This window comes from Roseateles sp. P5_E11 (genome assembly GCF_054049355.1).
In genome coordinates, this window is the sequence record NZ_JBFUMO010000410.1 from 1 (window position 1) to 5,344 (window position 5,344).

The following is a 5,344-nucleotide window of genomic DNA, read 5'->3' on the forward strand; positions in this document are numbered from 1 at the left end:
CCAAGGACCCGCGCGTCGCTCAGGTCATGGCCGGCCTGGCCGCTGAGCACGAGGTGGTGCTGATCGCGCGTGCCGACGGCACGCTGGCAGCGGACGTGCGCCCGCTGGTGCGCCTGTCCATCACCGTCATCGCCGAGAGCAATGGCCGCCGCGAGGTCGGCTCGGGCGGCGGCGGGGGGCGTTTCGGCCTGGCCTATTTCACCGACGAGATGATCGCCAGCTATGTCGAGCAGGCCGTGCACGCGGCGCTGACGAATCTGGAAAGCCGCCCGGCACCGGCCGGCGAGATGGTCGTCGTCGTCGGCCCCGGCTGGCCCGGCGTGCTGCTGCACGAAGCCGTCGGCCACGGCCTGGAGGGCGACTTCAACCGCAAGGGCTCCAGCGCCTTCGCCGGCCGCATCGGCCAGCGCGTCGCGTCCAAGGGCGTCACGGTGCTGGACGACGGCACCATCCCCGACCGCCGCGGCTCGCTGAACGTCGACGACGAAGGCTGCGCCAGCCAGCGCAATGTGCTGATCGAGGACGGCATCCTGAAGGGCTATATCCAGGACGCGATGAACGCGCGCCTGATGAAGGTTGCACCGACCGGCAACGGCCGCCGCGAAAGCTATGCCCATGTGCCGATGCCGCGCATGACCAACACCTACATGCTGGGCGGCAAGGACGATCCCAAGGAGATCGTCGCGTCGATCAAGAAGGGCCTGTACGCCACCAACTTCGGCGGCGGCCAGGTCGACATCACCAGCGGCAAGTTCGTGTTCTCGGCCAGCGAGGCCTACTGGGTCGAGAACGGCAAGATCCAGTACCCGGTCAAGGGTGCCACCATCATTGGCAACGGCCCGGACGCGYTGACCCGCGTCASCATGATSGGCAATGACATGGCGCTGGACACCGGTGTGGGCGTCTGCGGCAAGGAAGGGCAGAGCGTGCCGGTGGGGGTCGGGCAGCCGACGTTGCGCATCGAGGGGTTGACGGTGGGTGGTACGGCTTGAAAGCTTGCCTTGGCGTCTCGCGAAAGCCCACGTTCGTCGCCGTGCTAGATTCCGCTCCCATGTCCCGCGCTGCTTACTTTAGCTTTTGGTTTTTTCCCCGCCCCGGCGGTGGAGAGTCCTGAGCGCGCGCGCTGAACCCAGACTCCCTACAAACCGCCGGGCCCGCAAAGCCCGGCGGTTTTTTGTTTTGTCTCCGGCCGGCGCGTTGCGCCTTAACTTTGCTCCGCAAAGTTAGCCTGCAACGCAACGGCAAGCCATTGTCAGAAAGGCTGATCCGATGAACGCCAAAGTCTCTTCCGTCGAACCCGAAGCCCAGCGCTGGTACTCCCAGGACGACAAGACCAGTGCCACCGACGACGAGCGCATCGTCGACGTCACGCCGCTGCCGCCGCCGGAACATCTGATCCGTTTCTTCCCCATCCGCGGCACGGCGATGGAGAACCTGATCGGCCAGACCCGCCAGCGCATCCGCAAGATCATGAGCGGCGAGGACGACCGGCTGCTCGTCGTCATCGGCCCCTGCTCCATCCACGACCCGACGGCCGCCATCGAGTACGCCCGCAAGCTCAAGGAGCAGCGCGAGAAGTACGCTGGCACGCTGGAGATCGTCATGCGCGTCTACTTCGAGAAGCCGCGTACGACGGTGGGCTGGAAGGGCCTGATCAACGACCCCTACCTGGACGAGAGCTACCGCATCGACGAGGGCCTGCGCATCGCCCGCCAGCTGCTGCTGGAGATCAACCGCCTGGGCGTGCCGGCCGGCAGCGAGTTCCTTGACGTCATCTCGCCGCAGTACATCGGCGACTTGATCGCCTGGGGCGCCATCGGTGCGCGCACGACCGAAAGCCAGGTGCACCGCGAGCTGGCCTCGGGCCTGTCGGCGCCCATTGGCTTCAAGAACGGCACCGACGGCAACATCAAGATCGCCACCGACGCCATCCAGGCGGCGGCGCGCGGCCACCATTTCCTGTCGGTGCACAAGAACGGCCAGGTCGCCATCGTCGAGACGCGCGGCAACGCCGACTGCCACGTCATCCTGCGCGGCGRCAAGGCGCCCAACTACGACGCCAAGAGTGTCGCCGAGGCCTGCGCTGACCTGGCCAAGTCCAAGCTGCCGCAGCGCCTGATGGTGGACTGTTCGCACGCCAACTCCAGCAAGCAGCACCAGCGCCAGCTGGACGTGGCGCGCGACATTGCCGGCCAGATGCGTGAGGGCGGCAAGAGCATCTTCGGCGTCATGGTGGAAAGCCACCTGCATGACGGCGCCCAGAAGTTCACGCCCGGCAAGGACGACCCGGCCGCACTCGAATACGGCAAGAGCATCACCGATGCCTGCCTGGGCTGGGACGACTCCCTGGCCGTGCTGGACGTGCTGTCCGAGGCGGTTCGCGCGACACGGGCCTGATCGCACTGGCGCTTGAGTGCGGGCCCCCGAATCAAGGGGTAAATCAAGGGGTCGGGGGCGCGGCCCGGCGCGCCCGGGAGTAGCCTGAGCCTTTGGGCATCCTGAGGATCAGCACCATGCGACATCTACTGCTTGCGGCCGCTTTCTCTGCCCTGCTCGCCGCCCCCGCGCAGGCGGTGGTGGTCATTGGGTTCGAAGGCGTGAACGCCACTTATCCAAGCACCAGCTACGCCGACATCCTGAGCTTTTACAGCGGCGGCACCAGCAGCCAGGGCACGACGGGCGCCAATCTGGGCGCGACCTTCGCGAGCAACGCGGTGGCGGTTTGCCTGAATGCGCTGGGCGGAAGCTGCTCGAATGCCTCGCGCGGCGGCCTGTCGGTGACCTCGTCGCAGGGCGGTATGGGCATCGGCAGTGGCACCTCAACGTATTTCGACTTTCCCAGCGGCTTCAGCTTCGCGATCGGCTTCAGCTACGCGGTGGCGCCTGGCTCGGTGGCAACTATTTCTGCCTACAGCGGCCTGGGCGGCAACGGTGCACTGTTGGCGCCGCCGCTGGTGCTGCTGCCGGGCTCGGCAGGTTGCGCGGCCTACAACGCCAGCCGGTGCCCCTTCGGGCCGGGCGGGTACTCCTTCTCGGGCGTGGCGAAGTCGGTGGTGTTTACCGGGCAGCCGGGCAAGGTGGTGTGGGACGACCTGACCCTGGGCGCCAACGACCCGCAGTCTCCCGTGCCGGAGCCCGCAGCCTGGCTGAGCTTGATGCTCGGCCTTGCATCGCTGACTGTCCTGGGGCGGCGCCAAGCCCTGCCCCGGCCGCGTGACTGAGCGCGGGTCCTCCAGCAGTCGTCCTCGACCCGGATCGTCGGTCCACTGACACAATCCGGGCCATGCAAGCCCGGATCACCGTCATCTTCGCCACCGGCGCGCGGGTCGACATCCAGCTCGACGGCACCGAGGTGCTGGGCTTCGAGGCCGCCCGCCGCTGGCTGGACGAGAACTTCGTCCGCCTGGAGTGCGAGCCCCTGCGAGGCTCGGGCAAGGTGCTGCTGGCCGACAAGCTGGTGGGCGTCGCGCTGGCCGCAGGGCCGGCTGCGTTTGCCGATGCCGCCTGGGCGCTGGACTACGCCCGCGCGGCGGCCGGTTCGCTGTCCAAGGCGCTGATCAAAGTCGACGTGCCACGGCTTGCAGTTTCCTACTGACGCCCCCACTTGAACTCCTGCCGCGCGGCCCGACCTGAGGCCGCGTTTTGTTTTGATGGACACCTCACCATGACCAAGCAAACCCACGCCTTCCAGGCCGAAGTCAAGCAGATCCTGCACCTCGTCACGCATTCGCTGTACTCCAACAAGGAGATCTTCCTGCGTGAGCTGGTGAGCAACGCCAGCGACGCCTGCGACAAGCTGCGCTTCGAGGCGCTGGACAACGTGGCGCTCTGGGAAGACCAGACCAGCCTGGAGGTGCGCGTCAGCTTCGACGAGGAAGCCAAGACGCTGACCATCAGCGACAACGGCATCGGCATGAGCGCCGACGAGGCCGCCTCCCACCTGGGCACCATCGCCAAGAGCGGTACGCGCGAGTTCATGGCCAAGCTCGAAGGCGACCAGAAGAAGGACGCCCAGCTCATTGGCCAGTTCGGCGTGGGCTTCTATTCCGGCTTCATCGTCGCCGACCGCATCACCGTCGAGACCCGCCGCGCCGGTCTGCCGGTGGACCAGGCCGTGCGCTGGAGCAGCGAAGGCACCGGCGAGTACGAGCTGGAGACCATCACCAAGGCTGGCCGCGGCACCGACGTCATCCTGCACCTGCGCGACGGCGAGGAAGAGTTCCTGAAGACCTGGCGCGTCAAGTCGACCATCAGCAAGTACAGCGACCACATTTCGCTCCCCATCCTGATGAAGAAGGAAGAGTGGGACGCGGACAACGCCAAGCAGGTCGTGCTCGACGAATGGGAGCCGGTCAACAAGGCGTCTGCCCTGTGGAGCCGCAGCAAGAGCGAGGTCACGCAAGAACAATACGAAGAGTTCTACAAGCAGATCAGCCACGACAGCGAGGCGCCGCTGGCCTACACGCACAACCGCGTCGAAGGCCGCAGCGAGTACACCCAGCTGCTCTACATCCCGCAGAAGGCACCCTTCGACCTGTGGAACCGCGACAAACGCGGCGGTGTGAAGCTGTACGTGAAGCGCGTCTTCATCATGGACGACGCCGAGGCGCTGATGCCGGTCTACCTGCGCTTCGTCAAGGGCGTGATCGACTCGGCCGATCTGCCGCTGAACGTCAGCCGTGAGCTGCTGCAGGAAAGCCGCGACGTGAAGGCCATCCGCGAGGGCTCCACCAAGCGCGTGCTGGGCATGCTGGAAAGCCTGGCCAACAGCGAAGAGCAGGCCGACAAGGACAAGTACGCCGCCTTCTGGAAGGACTTCGGCCAGGTGCTCAAGGAAGGCATCGGCGAAGACCACCAGAACCAGGAACGCCTGGCCAAGCTGTTCCGCTTTGCCTCGACGCATGCCGACGCGAACGTCAGCCTGGCCGACTATGTGTCGCGCCTGAAGGACGGCCAGGACGTCATCTACTACATCACCGCCGATTCGCTCGCTGCTGCCAAGCACAGCCCGCAGCTGGAAATCTTCCGCAAGAAGGGCATCGAGGTGCTGCTGCTGGTGGACCGCGTCGACGAGTGGATGCTCAGCCACCTCTACGAATTCGAAGGCAAGACGCTGCAGTCCGTCGCCAAGGGCGCCGTGGACCTGGGCAAGCTGCTGGACGAGGACGAGAAGAAGAAGGCCGACGAGACGGCAGAGAGCCTGAAGCCGCTGCTGGACAAGCTGAAAGAAGCGCTGAAGGACCGTGCCAAGGACGTGCGCGTGACAACCCGCCTGGTCGACTCGCCCGCCTGCATCGTCGTGGAAGAGGGCGACATGAGCGGCCATCTGGCGCGCCTGTTGAAG

5 protein-coding genes are annotated in these 5,344 nt (G+C 66.2%); all 5 read left to right on the plus strand.

The window, feature by feature from the left end; translation table 11 throughout:
- Positions 1-992: metalloprotease TldD (tldD, locus tag ACXJKR_RS23260; protein ID WP_457324821.1), on the plus strand; the 992-nt coding region annotated here is incomplete at its 5' end.
- A 277-nt stretch (positions 993-1,269) separates the two neighbouring features.
- Positions 1,270-2,397 (plus strand): 3-deoxy-7-phosphoheptulonate synthase, encoded by a 1,128-nt coding sequence (locus ACXJKR_RS23265; RefSeq protein ID WP_457324822.1) that lies wholly within the window; start codon positions 1,270-1,272, stop codon positions 2,395-2,397.
- A 116-nt stretch (positions 2,398-2,513) separates the two neighbouring features.
- Positions 2,514-3,221: a PEP-CTERM sorting domain-containing protein gene (locus ACXJKR_RS23270; protein WP_457324824.1), complete on the plus strand. Its 708-nt coding sequence runs from the start codon at positions 2,514-2,516 to the stop codon at positions 3,219-3,221.
- Positions 3,222-3,283: 62 nt separating this feature from the next.
- A complete protein-coding gene (locus tag ACXJKR_RS23275) occupies positions 3,284-3,595 on the plus strand; it encodes a hypothetical protein (protein WP_457324825.1) in 312 nt (103 codons plus the stop codon).
- Between the two features lie 69 nt (positions 3,596-3,664).
- Positions 3,665-5,344, plus strand: a 1,680-nt coding sequence (gene htpG, locus ACXJKR_RS23280; RefSeq protein ID WP_457324826.1) for a molecular chaperone HtpG, incomplete at its 3' end; no start/stop codon positions are given.